Raw genomic sequence first — 16351 nt, forward strand, 5'->3', positions numbered from 1 at the left:
CTAACAGCGCTAGTTTGGACTGCGGACGACTACGGCAGCTCAGGCAGATCAGGCAGCTCTGGAGGAATTGCGATGAAGGCCCATGACGCCATGTACATCGGCGGCCAGTGGCGGCCCGCCGCCGGCCGGGACACGATCGCGGTCGTGAACCCGGCCGACGAGCAGGTCATCGGCCACGTTCCGGCCGGTACCGCCGAGGACGTCGACGCGGCGGTACGGGCCGCACGCGACGCCTTCGCCGGCTGGGCCGCCACCCCGCCCGCCGAGCGCGCCGCGAAGATCGCCGCACTGCGCGACGTACTGGTGGCCCGCAAGGACGAGATCGCGGAGACCGTGACCGCCGAGCTGGGCTCGCCCCCGCCCTTCTCGCAGATGGTGCACGCCGGTGTGCCGATCGCGGTCGCCGGGTCATACGCCGAGCTGGCGGCGACGTACTCCTTTGAAGCCAAGGTCGGGAACTCCACCGTGCTCCTGGAGCCGGTCGGCGTGGTCGGCGCGATCACGCCGTGGAACTACCCGCTGCACCAGATCGTCGCCAAGGTGGCCCCCGCACTCGCCGCCGGATGCACGGTCGTCCTCAAGCCCGCCGAGGACACGCCGCTGACCGCTCAGCTCTTCGCGGAGGCCGTGGAAGAGGCCGGCATCCCGGCCGGGGTCTTCAACCTCGTCACAGGCCTCGGCCCGGTCGCGGGTCAGGCCCTCGCGGAGCACGAGGGCGTTGACCTGGTGTCCTTCACCGGGTCCACCGCCGTGGGCAAGCAGATCGGCGCGACGGCGGGCGCGGCCGTCAAGCGGGTGGCGCTGGAGCTGGGCGGCAAGTCGGCCAACGTCATCCTGCCGAGCGCCGACCTGGCCAAGGCGGTCGGTGCTGGCATCGCCAACGTCATGGCCAACTCCGGGCAGACGTGCAGCGCCTGGACGCGGATGCTCGTACACGAGGACCAGTACGACGAGGCGGTGGCCATCGCCGCGACCGCTGTGGCGAAGTACAGCGTCGGTGACCGTGTCGGCCCGCTGGTCAACGCCAAGCAGCAGGCGCGCGTGCGCGGTTACATCGAGAAGGGCATCGAAGAAGGCGCGCGCGTCGTCGCGGGCGGGCCGGAAGTCCCGCTCGACACGGGCTACTACGTCGCCCCGACCGTCTTCGCGGACGTCACCCCGGACATGACCATCGCGCAGGAGGAGATCTTCGGCCCGGTCGTCTCCATCCTGAAGTACGCCGACGAGGCCCAGGCGCTGCGCATCGCCAACGGCACCGTCTACGGGCTCGCGGGCGCCGTCTGGGCGGCGGACGAGGCGGAGGCCGTGGCCTTCGCGCGCCGCATGGACACCGGGCAGGTCGACATCAACGGCGGCCGCTTCAACCCGCTCGCTCCGTTCGGCGGCTACAAGCAGTCGGGCGTCGGGCGCGAGCTGGGGGCGCACGGCCTCTCCGAGTACCTCCAGACCAAGTCCCTCCAGTTCTGATCCGGGAGCAACGCACACCATGGCCCGCACCCGTGTCCGCGCCGCCGTCCTGTCCGCCGTCGGTGCCCCACTGGAGATCACCGGCATCGACCTTCCGGCCACCGGCCCTGGCCGGGTGAGGGTCCGTCTCGCCGCCGCCGGGGTCTGTCACTCCGACCTCTCCCTCTCCAACGGCACCATGCGCGTGCCGGTACCCGCTGTACTCGGCCACGAGGGCGCGGGCACCGTCGTCTCCGTGGGGGAGGGCGTCACCCATGTCGCCCTCGGTGACCCCGTCGTCCTCAACTGGGCGCCCTCCTGCGGCGATTGCCACCACTGTGGCCTCGGTGAGGTGTGGCTGTGCGCCAACGCCCTGTCCGGCGCGGGTGATGTGTACGCCCGTACCGCCGACGGCACCGACCTCCATCCGGGTCTGAACGTCGCGGCGTTCGCGGAGGAGACCGTCGTCGCCGCGAACTGTGTCCTGCCGGTCCCGGACGGCATCCCGCTCACCGACGCGGCTCTCCTCGGCTGCGCGGTCCTCACCGGTTACGGGGCCGTCCACCACAGCGCACGGGTCCGTGCGGGCGAGTCGGTGGCGGTCTTCGGAGTCGGCGGGGTCGGACTCGCCGTCCTCCAGTCGGCACGTATCGCGGGTGCGGGACAGATCGTCGCCGTCGACGTCTCGCCGGAGAAGGAGGAGCTGGCGCGGGCCGCCGGGGCCACCGACTTCGTCATCGCTTCGCAGACCACCGCGAAGGAGATCCGCAAGCTGACCGGCGCCGCGCAGGGTGTCGACGTCGCGATCGAGTGCGTGGGCCGGGCCGTGACGATCCGTACGGCCTGGGACTCGACCCGGCGCGGCGGCCGCACCACGGTCGTCGGTATCGGCGGCAAGGACCAGCAGGTCACCTTCAACGCCCTGGAGATCTTCCACTTCGGCCGTACGCTCTCGGGCTGCGTCTACGGAAACTCCGACCCGGCGCGCGACCTGCCCGTACTCGCCGAGCACATCCGCGCCGGCCGCCTCGATCTGGGCAGCATGGTCACCGAGAGGATCGGCCTCGACGGCATCCCCGCCGCCTTCGACAACATGCTGGCGGGCAAGGGCGGCCGGGCTTTGGTCGTCTTCTAGAACCCGGCCGCACCCATTCCAGCACCCCGGTCGCCGCTGCGCGGCCGGGGTGCTCGCGCTGCCCGCACGCGACAGCGGTACGGGCGCAGGCGGCGGCGGAAAGTCCCGGTGCCAGACCCGTTGACCTCCGTACCATCCGGTCGGTACGGTCCCGGCACGTCTCGGAGCCACCCCCTTGCTTGTCCCCCTCTTCCGCCCCGCACCCACCGGAGTGTGCACCGCATGGACACGGCATCTTCCCCGCTCACGGGCACCACGGCAGCCGCACCGGACGACCGGAACCGGCGCAAGGTGGCCACCGCCGCCGCGCTCGCCTCGGCCGTCGAGTGGTACGACTACTTCGTCTTCGGCATCGCCGCGGCCCTCGTCCTCGGCGACCTGTACTTTCCGTCCGGCAGCTCGTCGGCCGGTGTACTCGCCGCCTTCGCCACCTTCGCCGTCGGTTTCCTCGCCCGCCCCGTCGGCGGCGTCATCGCCGGTCACTTCGGTGACAAGCACGGCCGCAAGCCGATGCTGGTCCTGGCCCTGACGATGATGGGCCTGGCCACCACCGGCATCGGCCTCCTGCCGACGTACGAGACCATCGGCATCGCCGCACCCGTCCTGCTCGTCCTGTTCCGCGTCCTCCAGGGCATCGCTGTCGGCGCCCAGTGGGGCGGGGCGATGCTGATGGCCACGGAGTACGCCCCCGAGGGCAAGCGCGGTCTGTACGGCAGCCTGGTGCAGCTCGGGGTCCCCATCGGGGTCGTCACGGCGAACACCGTCTTCCTCGTCGCGGGCGCCACGACCAGCGAGAGCGCGTTCGCGTCGTGGGGGTGGAGGGTGCCGTTCTTCGTCGGCGTGCTGGTGCTCGTACTCGCCTGGTACATCCACACGCGGGTCGAGGAGACACCGGCGTTCCGCGAGGCGGAGCGTGCGCTGGCCGAGCAGGAGAAGGGCGCGGCGCGCTCTCCGCTGCGGACGATCCTGACCAAGCACCTCGGCACGGTCTTCCTGGCGGGCGGATCGTTCGCGGTCAACACCGCCACCTTCTACATCATCATCACCGGGGTCCTGGACTACGCGACCCGCGAACTGGAGATGGAGCGCAGCGCGGTCCTCACCGTCTCGCTGTGCGTCAGCCTGACCCAACTGGCTTTGATTCCCGCGTCGGCGGCCCTCTCCGACCGCATCGGCCGGCTGCGGATCTACGCCCTGGGCGCGGTGGGGCTGCTGGTGTGGGCCGTCCCGCTGTTCCTGCTGATCGACACGAAGTCGCTGCTGTGGCTGGCGGTCGGGACGTTCGTGACGAGCTGCTTCCTCAGCATCATGTACGGGCCGCAGGCGGCGCTCTTCGCCGAGCTGTTCACGGCGGAGATGCGCTACACGGGGGCGTCGCTGGGGTACCAGATCGCGGCGGTGTTCGGGGGCGGGCTCGCGCCGTTCATGATGGTGCTCCTGCTGGAGGCCACCGGTACGTCGATGGCGGTATCGGCGTACATCATCGGTCTGGCCGTCATCGCCCTGATCTCGATCAAGATCCTCGCGAACCGGGCGGCGGCGAAGGCCGCTCCGGCCGAGGCGGCGCACGCCGAGGCGGGTTAGGGCCCGGCCGGGCCCGCCTCGGGCCTTCCCTCGTCCCCCGTCGTGAGTCCGGGCCCCGGTGCTGCCGCGCCGGGCCCCGGACCCGTGTCCGCAGGCCCTACATCCGGTACACGTCCGCCCAGCCGTCGGCCACCGCGTACGCCACCACGCCCCCGGCGTCCACGTGCACCTCGCTCCGGGCCACCGCACCGGCCACGTCCACCGCATGCTGAACAGCCGCCCGGAACAGGAGCGACCCCGTGCTCACCCTGGCCACGCCCAGCTCCGCCAGACGCGCGACCGTCAGCCGGCCCGGTGCGTACAGGATGTTGAGCGGCGCCTCGTACTCGGCCGTCAGGGCGGCGATGACCGACTCGTCCTGGAGCCCCGGTACGAACAGGCCGTCCGCGCCCGCCTCCTGATAGGCGGACAGCCGCCGCGCCGTCTCGCCCGCCTGGCCGGGCAGCCAGTACGTATCCGTGCGCGCGTTGACGAACAGGGCCGGCGCCGCCTCCTTCACCGCACTGATCAGCTCCCGCTGGAAGGCGAGCGGGGCGAGGGTGCCGTCCGGACGGCCGTCCTCGATGTTCACCCCGGCCACCCCCGCCCGTACGAGATCCGCCGCCAACTCCGCGACCCCGGCCGGGTCAGCGCCGAAGCCGCCCTCGATGTCGACGGTGACCGGCACCGGCAGCCGTGCGAGGCGATGCCCGAGGTGGAGCGTCTCCTCGCGTGTCGTGCCGGTCGCGTCCGGTTTGCCGGCGGCCGACGCGACCCCGAGGCTGGTCGTTCCGATCGCCTCGAAACCGGCTTCGGCGAGCGCGGCGGCCGAGGCGTGGTCCCAGGCGTTGGGGAGGACGAGGGGGACACCGGGGCGGTGGTGCAGAGCGCGGAACGCGTCGTAAGGGTTCATGGGGCAGCTTCCTCCAGGGGTACGTCGCGTACGGGCCAGGATGCGTCAGTGACCCTTCGGCGGCTGCCGAACCGTCCCCAACTGCTCGTACTGCGACGCCAGGCCGTCGATCAGCGCCCGCAGCCCCGTCTCGAACGCGCCCTCGTCGACCTTCTGCCGCCGCTGCGCGAGCAGATGCGCCTGGCCGAGGTGCGGATAGTCCGCCGGGTCGTACGCCGTCTCGTCGTCGACGAACCCGCTCGCGAACGAGCCCAGCGCCGAGCCGGTGATGAAGTACCGCATCAGCGCACCGATGTACGTCGCCTGGGCGGGCGGCCACCCCGCCCTGACCATCGCCCCGAACACGGCGTCGGCGACCCGCAGGCCCGCCGGGCGCCGCCCCGGCCCGCGGGCCAGCACCGGAACGATGTTGGGGTGCTCGGTGAGCGCCGCGCGGTAGGAGACGGCGTAGTCGTGCAGCGCCGTCCGCCAGTCGCGGCTGTCCGCCGGGTCGAACATCGACAGGTCGACCTTGGCGCTCACCCCGTCGGCGACCGCGTCGAGGATCTCGTCCTTGTTGTGGAAGTGGTTGTAGAGCGACGGCCCGCTGACCCCGAGTTCGGCCGCGAGCCGGCGCGTGGACACCGCGTCGAGACCCTCCGCGTCCACGAGCGCACCCGCCGCGGCCACGATGCGGTCACGGCTGAGGAGGGGCTTGCGCGGTCGTGCCATGCGGCACATAGTAGGCCGTGCGACAAGAAACTAGCAGTGCTAATTAAAAGCGGATCAAAGGTGGGGTGCCGGGATGAATCTGGAGCTCAGCGAAGAGCAGACCGCCGTGCGGCAGCTCGCCAAGGACTTCACCGACCGCGAGATCACTCCGCACGTCGTCGAGTGGGACCGGGCCGAGAGCGTCGACCGGTCCATCGTGCGCAAGCTCGGCGCGCTCGGGTTCCTCGGTCTGACGATCCCCGAGGAGTACGGCGGCTCCGGCGGCGACCACCTCGCGTACTGCCTCGTCACGGAGGAACTCGGCCGCGGCGACTCCTCGGTGCGCGGCATCGTGTCCGTATCGCTGGGCCTGGTCGCCAAGACCGTCGCGCACTGGGGCACCGAGGAGCAGAAGCGGCGGTGGCTGCCCGGCCTCACCTCCGGCGAGCTGGTCGGCTGCTTCGGGCTCACCGAGCCCGGCACCGGCTCCGACGCCGGCAACCTCACCACCCGCGCCGTGCGCGCCGGCGACGACTACATCATCAACGGCTCCAAGATGTTCATCACCAACGGCACCTGGGCCGACGTCGTGCTGCTCTTCGCCCGCTCCACCGACGCGCCGGGCCACCGGGGCGTCTCCGCGTTCCTGGTGCCCACCGACACCCCCGGCCTCACCCGCCGCGAGATCCACGGCAAGCTCGGCCTGCGCGGCCAGGCCACCGCGGAGCTTTTCCTGGAGGACGTACGGGTCCCCGCCTCCGCGATGATCGCAAGCGAGGGCAAGGGTTTCTCGGTCGCCATGTCGGCGCTCGCCAAGGGCCGTATGTCGGTCGCGGCGGGCTGTGTGGGCATCGCGCAGGCCGCCCTGGACTCGGCCGTGAAGTACGCGACCGAGCGCGAGCAGTTCGGCAGGACCATCGCGCACCACCAGCTCGTACAGGAACTGATCACCGACATCGCGGTGGACGTGGACGCCGCCCGCCTGCTGACCTGGCGCGTCGCCGATCTGATCGACCGCGGTCAGCCGTTCGTCACCGAAGCGTCCAAGGCGAAGCTCTTCGCCTCCGAGGCCGCCGTACGCGCCGCGAACAACGCCCTCCAGGTCTTCGGCGGCTACGGCTACATCGACGAGTACCCGGCGGGCAAGCTGCTGCGCGACGCCCGCGTGATGACACTGTACGAAGGCACCAGCCAGATCCAGAAGCTCGTCATCGGCCGTGCGCTGACCGGGGTATCGGCGTTCTGATGCGCGTTCTGAGTACCTGAGGTGAGTACGTGAGCGGATGTGACGCGCGTCGCATCCGGCCATGCTGTCGGTCATGAGCGACACACCGGTAAAGCAGCAGAACACGACGGCGTACTACGGGCAGGCGGTCGCCGCCTTCGTGGTGGCGCTCGGAGCCGTGACGCTCGGCATCCTCTACATGGACGCCGACGCGTGGGTGCGGGCGTTCCTCGGTATCGGCGTCCTGTACTTGGTGACCTCGGCGTTCACCCTCGCCAAGGTGATCAGGGACCGCCAGGAGGCCGGGCAGATCGTGAGCCGCGTCGACCAGGCCCGCCTGGAGAAGCTCCTCGCCGAGCACGACCCCTTCCAGAAGCTCTGAGCAGACCCTAAGCGCTTGCTCACCTTCGGGGTATGGTGTTCGTTCCTGTCGGACGGAAGGGGCGAGCCATGAGTGCGGCGGACGAGATGGCCGACGGCGCGGACAAGCCGTGGGGCGAGGTCAGCCCCGAGGCGGCCAGGAAGCTGCTGGTCGCCGCCGTCGAGGCGTTCGCCGAGCGCGGCTACCACGCGACGACGACCCGCGACATCGCGGGCCGCGCGGGGATGAGCCCGGCCGCGCTCTACATCCATTACAAGACGAAGGAAGAGCTGCTCCACCGGATCAGCCGCATCGGGCACGACAAGGCCCTGGAGATTCTCCAGGCCGCGGCGGAAGGCCCGGGCTCGGCCGCCGAGCGGCTCGACGGCGCCGTACGCCGCTTCGTCCGCTGGCACGCGGAACGGCACACCACCGCGCGCGTCGTCCAGTACGAACTCGACGCGCTCAGCGACGAGCACCGCACCGAGATCGTCGAGCTGCGGCGGCGTACGGACGCCGCCGTACGCCGCATCCTGAACGACGGTGTGAAGGCGGGGGAGTTCGACGTCCCGGACGTCCCCGGCACGACGCTCGCCGTGCTGTCGCTGTGCATCGACGTGGCGCGCTGGTTCAACGCCCAGGGGCGCAGGACGCCCGACGAGGTCGGCGAGCTGTATGCCGGCCTCGTCCTGCGGATGGTCGCCGCCCAGAAGTAGCGGCGGCAGCCGGGGAGCAGCCGTCCGGGCCGTCCGGGAGCGGCGGCTCGCCGGGGAGCGGCCGTCCGCGAGCGGCGGTTCAGAAGTAGTAGCGGGACACCGACTCCGCCACGCATGCCGGCTTGTCGCCGCCCTCGCGCTCCACCGTGACGACGGCCGTCACCTGTACGCCGCCGCCCGCCTCCGTGACCTCCTTGAGCACCGCAGTCGCGCGCACCCGCGAGGCGACCGGCACGGGGGACGGGAAGCGCACCTTGTTGGCGCCGTAGTTGATGCCCATCTTCATGCCCTCGACCCGCATGACCTGGGGGACGAGCGCCGGCAGCAGCGACAGCGTCAGATAGCCGTGCGCGATCGTCGTCTTGAAGGGGCCCGCCGCGGCCCTCTCCGGGTCCACATGGATCCACTGGTGGTCGCCGGTCGCCTCGGCGAACAGGTCGATCCGCTTCTGGTCGACCTCAAGCCACTCGCTGTACCCCAACTGCTCACCCACCCCGGCGAGCAGTTCCCCGGCGGAAGTGAAGATCCTCGGCTCTGCCATGTCCCGGCCCCTGCCTCTCATGCGGCTGCACATCGACGTTCCGACAGCCGGTTCCCTCAGCTTGTCTAAGCGCTTGCTCAGCATGGTTCGGCTCTTGTGTTCTGTCAACGACAAGCCCAGTAGGGTTCGAGGAGTGCCGCAGATACCAGAGAAGATCCACGAGCTCACGGTCGGCCAGCTCTCCGCGCGCAGCGGCGCCGCCGTGTCCGCCCTGCACTTCTACGAGGCCAAGGGTCTGATCTCCAGCCGCAGGACCACGGGCAACCAGCGACGCTACAGCCGTGACGCGCTGCGCCGCGTCGCCTTCGTACGCGCGGCCCAGCGCGTCGGCATCCCGCTCGCCACCATCCGCGACGCCCTGGCCGAACTCCCGGAGGAGCGCACGCCCAACCACGAGGACTGGGCGCGGCTCTCCGAGGCGTGGCGCTCCGAACTGGACGAGCGCATCAAGCAGCTCGGCCGCCTCCGTGACCACCTCAGCGACTGCATCGGCTGCGGCTGCCTGTCGCTGGAGACCTGCGTACTGTCCAACCCGGACGACGTCTTCGGCGAGCGCATGACCGGCTCCCGGCTGCTCCCGGAACGCCGGAACGCGCCGGAACCCAAGGAGAAGCGAAGCGCCTGAGCCGCGGCCGGCCGGCTCTCTCCGACGCGCGTACCAACTCCGCACCGGAGAGGGCCGGCCGGCCGCCGGGCAGCAGCAAGTGGACCTGGGGACCGGCCGGTCGGCAGCGACAGCCACCACTGGCAACGCGGAGGTGCGGCGGCCGGGTGACCGGAGCGCCGCGCCCCCGCGCGCTCAGGCCACCGACGCCAGTTCCCTGCGCCGTACCCGCTTGGACTCCGCCAGCGCCTCGGCTGTCAGAACGGGCTGCGGCACCAGAATGCCGCAGCCCGTGCACACCGGCCCGAACCACGGGTCATGCGCCAGTCCCTGCTTCCAGACGATCCTGCTCTCCGCACAGACAGGGCAGTTCGCCCCGGGCTCGGACTCCAGTGCGGAGATCAGCCGGCGCAGTACGTCGCCGAGCGGCGCCACCGGATGGACTGCGGGTTCGTCGCACCAGGCGACTCCGAACCCTCCCCAGGTGCGGCGGTGCCAGTCGTCGAAGGAGCCTGGACGCCGCAGCCCGTCGTGCTTCTCGCGCTTGCGGCGCCGGGCGAATTCCACTTCGTAGGCGAGCCAGACAGCCCGCGCTTCCTCCAATTCGTCGAGCGCGGCCACCAGCCGCGCCGGATCGGGGGCCCTGTCCTCCGGTTCGATCATGTGCCTGGAGCACAGATGGTCCCAGGTCGCCCGATGCCCATAAGGGGCAAATCGTTCCAGGCATTTGCGCAGCGAATAGCGCCGCAGTGCCAGGTCGCACCGCGGGTCGCGCACCTGTCTCGCAAGACTCCGGAAACCGGCCATTGCACTTGCCACCTCCGTCGCTGGTACTTCGGCGTCACAGAGTGGACGTACGGGTGCCCCGATCGGCTCCATCGAAAATCGAATGGGCGTCATCAGTGGGGATTTCGAAAAGGTGACGCCTATTCACCTTCCGGCGGCCGCGTACCGCCAGTAACGTCCGCCGCACCGGTCGGCCTCCCCCCAAGGAGCACCATGCGACGACGACGTCCCAGTGCCGCACCCCACCCCCAGCACAGAACAGCCCTGGCGGCAGCGGTCATCGCACTCGCCGCGGGCCTCCTCTCGCCCCTGCCGCAGGCCACGGCGGACGACACCCGTAAGGCCACTGCCGCCGCTGTTACGGATCACTGCGGCGGCCAGTGCGACGACATCCTGCCGCCGGGCCAGAACGGCAACGCCACCCTCGCGGAGATCCTCGCCCACCGCACCCTCGGCACCCGCCCCGCGCACAGTTCCGACCAGATAGCGAAGTACGACGCCCTCGTCGCGGGCCACCAGGGCCTCACCGATGACAAACTGACCGACTTCTTCAACGACGGTTCCTTCGGCGTACCCGAGGGCCAGATCGCCTCCGTGATCCGCCCCCGCGACGACGTCACGATCACCCGCGACAAGGCGACCGGCGTCCCGCACATCAAGGGCACCACCCGCTACGGCACCGAATTCGGCGCCGGTTACGCGGCGGGCCAGGACCGGCTCTGGCTGATGGACCTCTTCCGTCACATCGGCCGCGGCGAACTGACCTCGTTCGCGGGCGGCGCCCTCGCCAACCAGGGCCTGGAGCAGCAGTTCTGGCCGCAGGCCCCGTACACCGAGGAAGACCTCCAGGCCCAGATCGACTGGATACGGACCACCAAGGGCGAGCGCGGCGAGCAGGCGATGGCCGACGCGCAGGCGTACGTCGACGGCATCAACTTCTACCGTGAGAAGGCCAAAAAGGGCCGCTACTTCCCCGGCGAGTACGTCCTGACCGGAAAAGTCGACGCGGTCACCAACGTTGGAGAGATCAAGCCCTTCAAAATCACCGACCTGATCGCGCTCGCCTCCGTCGTCGGCGGCCTCTTCGGCGGCGGAGGGGGCGGCGAGGTCCAGTCCGCGATCTCGCTGCTCGCCGCGCAGCAGAAGTACGGCGTCGCCGAAGGCACCGAGGTCTGGGAGTCCTTCCGCCAGCGCAACGATCCCGAAGCCGTCCTCACCGTCCACGACGGCACCGGCTTCCCGTACGCCGGCAAGCCGGGGAACCCGCGCGGCGCGGCCATGCCCGACCGCGGCTCCGTGACACCCGAGCAGCTCGTGTACGACCGCGAGGGCGCCGCCAAGAGCGGGCAGGCAGGGCGGAAGGACCCGGTCGAGGCGCCAAAGAGGCTCAAGCCGCTCCAGGGCATGTACGACGACGGTGTGCTGCCCGGCGCCGACTTCTCGAAGCAGCGCGGCATGTCCAACGCCCTGCTGGTCTCCGGCGAGCACACCGCGAGCGGAAACCCGGTCGCCGTCTTCGGCCCCCAGACCGGCTACTTCGCCCCGCAACTGCTGATGCTCCAGGAACTCCAGGGCCCCGGCATCAGCGCCCGCGGCGCCTCCTTCGCCGGCGTCGGCATGTACGTCCAGCTCGGCCGTGGCCAGGACTACGGGTGGTCGGCCACCTCCGCCGGGCAGGACATCACCGACACGTACGCGGTGGAGCTGTGCGAACCGGGCGGCGGCATCCCGGACAAGTCCTCGGCGTACTACCTCTACCGGGGCGCCTGCACCCCCATGGAGAAGCTGGAGAAGCACAACGCGTGGAAGCCGACGCTGGCCGACTCCACGGCCGCGGGCTCGTACCGGATGCAGGTCTGGCGCACGAAATACGGCACGGTCACCCACCGCGCCACCGTCGGCGGCAAGCCCGTCGCGTACACCTCACTGCGCTCCACCTACCGGCACGAGGCCGACTCGATCATCGGCTTCCAGATGTTCAACGACCCGTCGTACGTGAAGGACGCCGCGTCCTTCCAGAAGGCGGCGCAGAGCATCGACTACGCCTTCAACTGGTTCTACGCCGACTCGCGCACCGCCGCCTACTACAACAGCGGCATGAACCCGGTGCGCGCCGAAGGCATCGACGCCTCACTCCCCGTCAAGGCGGAGAAGGCGTACGAATGGCGGGACTACGACTCGCGGGCCAACACCGCCGCCTACACCCCACCCGCCCAGCACCCGCAGTCCACCGGCCAGGACTACTACATCTCGTGGAACAACAAGCAGGCGAAGGACTTCACGGCGGCCGGCTTCGGCAACGGCTCCGTACACCGGGGGAACCTCCTCGACGACCGCGTGAAGAAGCTGGTCGCCGACGGCGGCGTCACCCGCGCCTCGCTCACCCGTGCCATGGCGGAGGCGGCCGTCACCGACCTGCGCGGCGAGGACGTACTGCCCGAACTGCTGAAGGTACTGCGCTCGCAGCCCGTCACCGACCCGGACCTGGCCAGGGGTATCCAGCGGCTGGAAGCCTGGCGCTCGGCGGGGGCCCAGCGCAAGGAGACGGCGCAGGGGTCACGCACCTACTCCCATCCCGACGCGGTTCGGATCATGGACGCGTGGTGGCCGCTGCTCGTCGAGGCCGAGTTCAGGCCCGGCCTCGGTGGCGAGCTCTACGGAGAGCTCGTCAAGAGCCTCACCATCGACGAGGCGCCGTCGGCCGGGCACGGTCCGACCGGGGCGCACGCGGGGTCGGCGTTCCAGTACGGCTGGTGGAGTTACGTCGACAAGGACCTCCGCACGGTCCTCGGGCAGGAGGTCAAGGGCCCACTGGCGAAGACCTACTGCGGCGGCGGTGACCTGTCCGCCTGCCGCGGAACGCTCCTCGCCACCCTGAAGCAGGCCGTTGCCACGCCCGCCGCCGAGGTGTATCCCGGCGACGACAGTTGCGAGGCGGGGGAGCAGTGGTGCGCCGACTCGATCGTGCACCGCGCGGTCGGCGGACTCACCCACCCCACGATGCACTGGCAGAACCGCCCGACCTACCAGATGGTCATCGAGTACCCGTCACACCGCTGAGGGGGTGGGGGGTGCTGGGGTGCGGCGCCGGGGGCGCGGGGCGCCTGCGGCGGGCTTTCCCCTACCCGCCCCTTCCCGAACTGGGGCAAGCCCCAGACCCCTGACGCCCTGCGGGCGTATCCTCAAACGCCGGACGGGCTGGGTGGTGCCGCAACCAAGCCCAGCCCCTCCGGCGCGACATGTGCGGCTCCGCCGCGTGGGGGGGGCAGCCCACAGACCCCCGGACGCCCCACAGGCGTGTCCTCAAGCGCCGGACCGGCTGGGTGGGTACCGCAACCAAATCCAGCCCCTCCGGCGTTTGAGGAGCGGGGTCTGGGGCAGCGCCCCAGCCACCCCCGGCCCACTCCAGCCCGCCCGGCGTTTGAGGGCCGGGGCCGTGGCGGAGCCCCTCACATGGCGGAGCCGCACATGTCACAGCGGGCAGGGGCGGGGTCGGGGGAAACAGGCCCGCCACTGCCGCTCGCCCTAGCCCACCATCCGGCCCGCCGCTACCACCACCCCCGCCAGCTCCGCGTGCAGAATGTCGCTGTGCGCCCCCGTAGGCGCACCCCCGCGCCGTACGACCGCCGCCGCGTCGACATTCACGCAGCCCGAGCCGGGGACCCCGTCGCGCAACGCCTTCGCCAGCGTGAGCGCCGGGGTGTTCGGCACCGCTTTGATCCCGTCGTAACCCATCGCGCCCCACTTGTTGCCCAGCCCGGCCAGCCCCGACGAATCCCCGGCCAGCCGCGACGCCAGTGGGTAGATCACCCCGAGCGCCGTGTCGTGGCGCGAGTAACACGCCACCACGGGCCCGTCCACCCGCCGCTCCATCCCTCGCAGCGCGCCACCGCCGCGTGGCGCATACGGCAGGCGCTCCGCGAACGCGTAGTGCGAGAAGGCGCCTTGGAGCAAGGTCACCGACTTCACGTTCCGTACGCCGTCGGGCAGCCTCCGCAGTGCGAAAGCGACCAGCCGCGCGCCCTGGCTGTGACCGACCAGATGGACTCGCGTCGACGGTGACGACCGGGCGAGCTGCCCGATCAACGGCCCGAGTCCCCGCCGGCCGACCGTCCCGGCCCGGCGCTTCATCTCGTAGTACGTCGCCTGGCGGAGCAACTCCTTCGCCCCGTTCCAGGCCTTCTTCAGGCCGCCGCCGAGCGCCAGGCTCCGCGTCGCCGGTTCCGCGCCGGTCTCGGCCAGCGCGACCGCGAAGCCTTGGCACACGGTGAGTGTGTCGTCGTGCAGCATCATCGGTTCGTCATGCGGCAGTTCCTCCTCCGAGTCCGCGTCCGTGTCCGACGCGTGCACCGTCGTGGTCGTGGTCGTGGCCGCGGTCGTCCGTCCGGTCAACTGCCCCACCAACCGGCCGAATTCATCGAACGCCGCCTGCTCCTCGGGTCGCTCGTCGAGCAGCTCGGCCAGCCGCTCCACGATCCGTTCGCGTCCGGGGAAGACCTCGGCCAGCGCCTGCCGGGTGTGCTGGTCGAGGCCGGGGCCCGGGTACGCGGTGGTGGCGCTCCGGTCGAAGTCCGGGATCGGTTCGTCCGCGAACCGCATCGACGGCCACACGATGCCCGCATAGCCCAGCCGTACGCCGGGGGAGCCCGCGAGCAGGCCGGGGAAGGGGGCGTAGAAACGGTCGTACATCCGGGTCGCGACCGAGCGGTTGCTGTTCCAGCCGTGCGCGAACATCACCAGGTCGGTGACGTCGAGTTCCGCCAGCCGCTCGCGCTGACGCGTGTTCACATCACCATCGGCGTCGAAGGTGATCTCCCGGTACGGCTCGACACGTACATCCGCCATGGCACACCCCTAGGGTCCGAACGGGCTGCTCGCGGACTCAGCATCCCGCCGGGCCGAACGACTGGCCATACACCGCGTCCATGTTGCTGCCGGCTACATCCTCAGCGGTACAGCAGGTACTCCCGGCGTACGGAGTCGAACGCCGCGAGGTCGGACCGCCAGGCGCCCACCACCTCGTCCGTCCCCGCCCCCGCGTTGATCATCGTGCGCACCCGCGTGTTGCCGGTCAGCTTGTCGATCCAGTGGTCGGCCCGCCACGCGAAGCCGCTCCAGCTCCTCTTCGCCGTGATCAGCAGCGCGATGCCGGTCCGCACCGGGTCGTACGCGTCCCGGTCGTGCACATGAAGCTGTACGCCGCCGATCGTCTTCCCCTGGAACTTGGAGAACGTCGGCGCGAAGTACGCCTCCCTGAAGCGCACTCCGGGCAGCCCGGCGGCGTTCGCGGTCTGCGCCCACCGGCGGTCGATGCCCTCCGCCCCCAGCAGCTCGAAGGGCCGGGTCGTGCCCCGCCCCTCCGACAGGTTCGTGCCCTCGAAGAGGCAGGTGCCGGAGTACACCAGCGCTGTGTCGGGCGTCGGCATGTTGGGGCTGGGCGGCACCCACGGCAGACCCGTGCGGTCGAAGAAGTCACCGCGCCGCCAGCCCGACATCTTCACCGTCTCCAGCGCCACCGGCCGCGACAGGAACTCCCCGTTGAAGAGCCGCGCCAGCTCGCACACCGTCATCCCGTGCGCCTGCGCGATCGGCTCGCGCCCCACGAACGTCGCGAACTTCTTGTCCAGAACGGGGCCGAGAGCCGCCCGCCCCGTCACCGGGTTCGGCCGGTCGAGCACCACCAGCCGCTTGCCCGCGAGCACGGCGGCCACCATGCAGTCGTACAGCGTCCAGATGTACGTATAGAAACGCGCGCCCGCGTCCTGGATGTCGAACAGGATCGTGTCCACACCCGACGCCGTGAAGATGTCGGCGAGCGGCTGCCCGCTCTTCAAGTACGTGTCGTACACCGGCAGCCCCGTCGCCGGGTCGTCGTAACGCCCCTGCGAGCCGCCCGCCTGCGCCGTGCCACGGAAGCCGTGCTCGGGCCCGAAGACGGCGACGAGGTTCACCCGGTCGTCGGCGTGCATGACGTCGACGATGTGCCGTACGTCCGAGGTCACCCCCGTCGGATTGGTGACGACGCCGACCTTCTGTCCCGCGAGCAGTGCGTACCCGTCGGCGGCCAGCCGGTCGAAGCCGGTACGGACCCGGAACTGTCCGGGGCGGCCGGTGGCGGCCGAGGGGGCCGCGGCGCCGAGTGTTCCTGCTGCTCCCGTCGCCCCGGCCGCCCCCGTGGCGGCCAGCAGTGCGCGTCTGGACAGGCTCATCCCAGTACCTCCGTGATTGACGCCGTCTGTCATGGCCACGCACGCTAGCGCGCGCGGAGGCCGCGGGGAACGAGCCGGGCGCCGCGGGTCGGTAGCGCCGTACCCCTTCCGCCGCTCCATACCGACCGGTTAGTCTGCCGAGGTTGCCGGCAGGATCGGCAG

Annotated in this window: 14 protein-coding genes; 8 read left to right on the forward strand and 6 right to left on the reverse strand. The window is 70.8% G+C overall.

Annotation, left to right across the window (positions count from 1 at the left end; genetic code table 11):
* Nucleotides 1-72 precede the first annotated feature (72 nt).
* From G412_RS0132440 to G412_RS0132450, 3 genes are all read left to right on the forward strand, one after another.
* On the forward strand, nt 73-1467 hold the full coding sequence (locus G412_RS0132440) for an aldehyde dehydrogenase family protein (protein ID WP_028815679.1): 1395 nt from the start codon (nt 73-75) through the stop codon (nt 1465-1467).
* A 19-nt stretch (nt 1468-1486) separates the two neighbouring features.
* Nucleotides 1487-2581, forward strand: coding sequence for a Zn-dependent alcohol dehydrogenase (locus tag G412_RS0132445; RefSeq protein WP_028815680.1), 1095 nt, complete (start codon nt 1487-1489; stop codon nt 2579-2581).
* Between the two features lie 222 nt (nt 2582-2803).
* Nucleotides 2804-4165 (forward strand): MFS transporter, encoded by a 1362-nt coding sequence (locus G412_RS0132450; protein ID WP_028815681.1) that lies wholly within the window; start codon nt 2804-2806, stop codon nt 4163-4165.
* Between the two features lie 97 nt (nt 4166-4262).
* On the opposite strand, the gene G412_RS37025 is transcribed toward G412_RS0132450, so the two are convergent.
* Both G412_RS37025 and G412_RS0132460 read right to left on the reverse strand, forming a co-directional pair.
* Entirely contained in the window at nt 4263-5057 is a 795-nt protein-coding gene (locus G412_RS37025; protein WP_037650678.1) for an isocitrate lyase/PEP mutase family protein, read from the reverse strand.
* A 45-nt stretch (nt 5058-5102) separates the two neighbouring features.
* Entirely contained in the window at nt 5103-5768 is a 666-nt protein-coding gene (locus tag G412_RS0132460; RefSeq protein ID WP_028815682.1) for a TetR/AcrR family transcriptional regulator, read from the reverse strand.
* Nucleotides 5769-5841: 73 nt separating this feature from the next.
* Here G412_RS0132460 and G412_RS0132465 point away from each other — a divergent pair, with 73 nt between their 5' ends.
* From G412_RS0132465 to G412_RS0132475, 3 genes are all read left to right on the forward strand, one after another.
* A complete protein-coding gene (locus G412_RS0132465) occupies nt 5842-6993 on the forward strand; it encodes an acyl-CoA dehydrogenase family protein (protein WP_028815683.1) in 1152 nt (383 codons plus the stop codon).
* Between the two features lie 73 nt (nt 6994-7066).
* The gene (locus tag G412_RS0132470) at nt 7067-7354 is read left to right on the forward strand and encodes a YiaA/YiaB family inner membrane protein (RefSeq protein ID WP_028815684.1); all 288 of its coding nucleotides are present in this window, start codon (nt 7067-7069) and stop codon (nt 7352-7354) included.
* Nucleotides 7355-7422: 68 nt separating this feature from the next.
* Entirely contained in the window at nt 7423-8049 is a 627-nt protein-coding gene (locus G412_RS0132475; protein WP_028815685.1) for a TetR/AcrR family transcriptional regulator, read from the forward strand.
* A 79-nt stretch (nt 8050-8128) separates the two neighbouring features.
* Here G412_RS0132475 and G412_RS0132480 read toward each other — a convergent pair whose 3' ends face one another.
* Complete coding sequence (locus tag G412_RS0132480) at nt 8129-8590, reverse strand: MaoC family dehydratase (protein ID WP_028815686.1); 462 nt, start codon at nt 8588-8590, stop codon at nt 8129-8131.
* 133 nt (nt 8591-8723) lie between these two features.
* Here G412_RS0132480 and soxR point away from each other — a divergent pair, with 133 nt between their 5' ends.
* Nucleotides 8724-9215 (forward strand): redox-sensitive transcriptional activator SoxR, encoded by a 492-nt coding sequence (soxR, locus tag G412_RS0132485; RefSeq protein WP_028815687.1) that lies wholly within the window; start codon nt 8724-8726, stop codon nt 9213-9215.
* A 174-nt stretch (nt 9216-9389) separates the two neighbouring features.
* Here soxR and G412_RS0132490 read toward each other — a convergent pair whose 3' ends face one another.
* Nucleotides 9390-10001 (reverse strand): hypothetical protein, encoded by a 612-nt coding sequence (locus G412_RS0132490; protein WP_028815688.1) that lies wholly within the window; start codon nt 9999-10001, stop codon nt 9390-9392.
* Between the two features lie 192 nt (nt 10002-10193).
* On the opposite strand from G412_RS0132490, the gene G412_RS0132495 reads away from it, so the two are divergent.
* The gene (locus G412_RS0132495) at nt 10194-13040 is read left to right on the forward strand and encodes a penicillin acylase family protein (RefSeq protein WP_051338750.1); all 2847 of its coding nucleotides are present in this window, start codon (nt 10194-10196) and stop codon (nt 13038-13040) included.
* A gap of 465 nt (nt 13041-13505) precedes the next feature.
* Here G412_RS0132495 and G412_RS0132500 read toward each other — a convergent pair whose 3' ends face one another.
* A complete protein-coding gene (locus G412_RS0132500) occupies nt 13506-14825 on the reverse strand; it encodes an alpha/beta hydrolase family protein (protein ID WP_028815690.1) in 1320 nt (439 codons plus the stop codon).
* 101 nt (nt 14826-14926) lie between these two features.
* Nucleotides 14927-16189, reverse strand: coding sequence for an exo-beta-N-acetylmuramidase NamZ family protein (locus G412_RS0132505; protein ID WP_028815691.1), 1263 nt, complete (start codon nt 16187-16189; stop codon nt 14927-14929).
* Nucleotides 16190-16351 lie beyond the last annotated feature (162 nt).

It is taken from the genome of Streptomyces flavidovirens DSM 40150, assembly GCF_000429085.1.
In the GTDB taxonomy this organism is placed as follows: domain Bacteria; phylum Actinomycetota; class Actinomycetes; order Streptomycetales; family Streptomycetaceae; genus Streptomyces; species Streptomyces flavidovirens.

What these genes read in the sequence shown, in the direction of transcription:
- G412_RS0132440 (WP_028815679.1), top strand. Translation starts at nt 73, where the DNA reads ATGAAGGCCCATGACGCCATGTACATCGGCGGCCAGTGGCGGCCCGCC.
- G412_RS0132445 (WP_028815680.1), top strand. Translation starts at nt 1,487, where the DNA reads ATGGCCCGCACCCGTGTCCGCGCCGCCGTCCTGTCCGCCGTCGGTGCC.
- G412_RS0132450 (WP_028815681.1), top strand. Translation starts at nt 2,804, where the DNA reads ATGGACACGGCATCTTCCCCGCTCACGGGCACCACGGCAGCCGCACCG.
- G412_RS37025 (WP_037650678.1), bottom strand. Translation starts at nt 5,057, where the DNA reads ATGAACCCTTACGACGCGTTCCGCGCTCTGCACCACCGCCCCGGTGTC.
- G412_RS0132460 (WP_028815682.1), bottom strand. Translation starts at nt 5,768, where the DNA reads ATGGCACGACCGCGCAAGCCCCTCCTCAGCCGTGACCGCATCGTGGCC.
- G412_RS0132465 (WP_028815683.1), top strand. Translation starts at nt 5,842, where the DNA reads ATGAATCTGGAGCTCAGCGAAGAGCAGACCGCCGTGCGGCAGCTCGCC.
- G412_RS0132470 (WP_028815684.1), top strand. Translation starts at nt 7,067, where the DNA reads ATGAGCGACACACCGGTAAAGCAGCAGAACACGACGGCGTACTACGGG.
- G412_RS0132475 (WP_028815685.1), top strand. Translation starts at nt 7,423, where the DNA reads ATGAGTGCGGCGGACGAGATGGCCGACGGCGCGGACAAGCCGTGGGGC.
- G412_RS0132480 (WP_028815686.1), bottom strand. Translation starts at nt 8,590, where the DNA reads ATGGCAGAGCCGAGGATCTTCACTTCCGCCGGGGAACTGCTCGCCGGG.
- G412_RS0132490 (WP_028815688.1), bottom strand. Translation starts at nt 10,001, where the DNA reads ATGGCCGGTTTCCGGAGTCTTGCGAGACAGGTGCGCGACCCGCGGTGC.
- G412_RS0132495 (WP_051338750.1), top strand. Translation starts at nt 10,194, where the DNA reads ATGCGACGACGACGTCCCAGTGCCGCACCCCACCCCCAGCACAGAACA.
- G412_RS0132500 (WP_028815690.1), bottom strand. Translation starts at nt 14,825, where the DNA reads ATGGCGGATGTACGTGTCGAGCCGTACCGGGAGATCACCTTCGACGCC.
- G412_RS0132505 (WP_028815691.1), bottom strand. Translation starts at nt 16,189, where the DNA reads ATGAGCCTGTCCAGACGCGCACTGCTGGCCGCCACGGGGGCGGCCGGG.